Here is a 1,379-nt window from a genome sequence, read left to right on the forward strand (position 1 = left end):
ACTCCGATGTCCCCGCACCGATGGCGTGGAGACGAGTTCAAACATGGGTCAATTCTCGATGGAAAAACCGAAGCTGCCTGGGTCAGCTCTCAGTGGAAATCAACAGCTACAGTATCACGGGCTGCAAGACACGCACTTTCGCTTGCGCCTGACTGTCGCGCCGCCGGGTTTTCCGAGGTCGCGCTTCGATCTCCATTACTCTCGCAGACGCATTGTCTATTCACTGAGTGTTACGTTCGGTTGATAGGCGTGGTTGCTTCGTCGCAGGACTTCGGATCTTTCCTGTGCCTGCCCATTGCCTTGGTGGTTCAGGTGAGCAGCTATCGGTAGGCGGCCGAAGGGAGGACTGTGTCAACTTGGTCAAGAGCGTCAGTCAGGCCGTTGCCGAGGAATCCAGTGGCGATCGGCACCTCTTGGGTTTCGAGGGGCCACCTGCGCCCGTTCTCTTCGCGCTCGCCTCAGTGGCGTCCGTCTTCGCCGTCCGACTGGCCCTCGACCCGTTGCTCGGTGACCGCTCCCCGCTGATCCTGTTCACGGTTGCGGTGGCGCTCACCGCCTGGCGTTGCGGGTTCGGGCCGGGCCTTCTGGCCCTCGCGACCAGCACCGCCCTGGGCGTCTTCTTCTTCGTCGAGCCGAGGACCTCGTTCGCAGTCGCCTTTCCGGAAGAAGCCTTGAACCTAGCCGCATTCTGGACCGCAAACGCCGCCGTGCTGTTCGTCACGTACCGCTTGGCCGAGGGCCGTACCCGACAGGCTTTGGTCGCCGCCGACCTGCGGCGGCGGGAGGTGGAGGTGACCCGGAGCCGCGACCTCCTGCACGCCGTTGTCGACGGTTCGCCGGACCCGATCTACGTCAAGGACCGAAACGGCGCGTTTGTCCTGGTGAACGAGCGTACGGCACGGATCTTTGGGACAACCCCTCGGACGCTCGTTGGGCGCAGGGATGCCGACTACCTGCCGCAGCAGGTCGCCGCCGCCGTCGAAGCTATGGACAGGGACGTCATGAACGGCGGCCAAGCCCACCTGCGCGAGGAGGTCGTCCCGGAGGACGGCGAGCTGCGGACGTACTTCTCCTCAAAGGTGCCGTGGCGAAGCGGGACGGGAGAGGTGCTCGGCCTCATCGGCATCTCCCGAGACATTACCGACCGCAAGAGGGCGGAAGGGGAACTGGCTTCCAGCGAGGCGCAGCTCCGGGCCTTCTTCGACGCTTCCGTGGCTGGCCTTGTGCAGATCGATCCGAGGACGCGGCGTTTCGTGAAGGTCAACAAGGCGGTTTGCGACCTCACCGGCTACGGAGCCGAAGAGCTGCTCGAGCTCACCTTAGACGACCTGACTCATCCGGACGACAGGGGCAGGGACGACGGTCTTCTCGCTCCCATC

At 63.9% G+C, this 1,379-nt stretch carries 1 protein-coding gene; it reads left to right on the forward strand.

Going from position 1 to position 1,379, the window contains the following annotated elements:
- Positions 1–356: 356 nt before the first annotated feature.
- A partial coding sequence (locus tag ASG43_RS11415) for a PAS domain S-box protein (RefSeq protein ID WP_162244717.1) occupies positions 357–1,379 on the forward strand: 1,023 nt, incomplete at its 3' end.

The organism is Aureimonas sp. Leaf454, assembly GCF_001424685.1.
GTDB lineage: Bacteria > Pseudomonadota > Alphaproteobacteria > Rhizobiales > Rhizobiaceae > Plantimonas.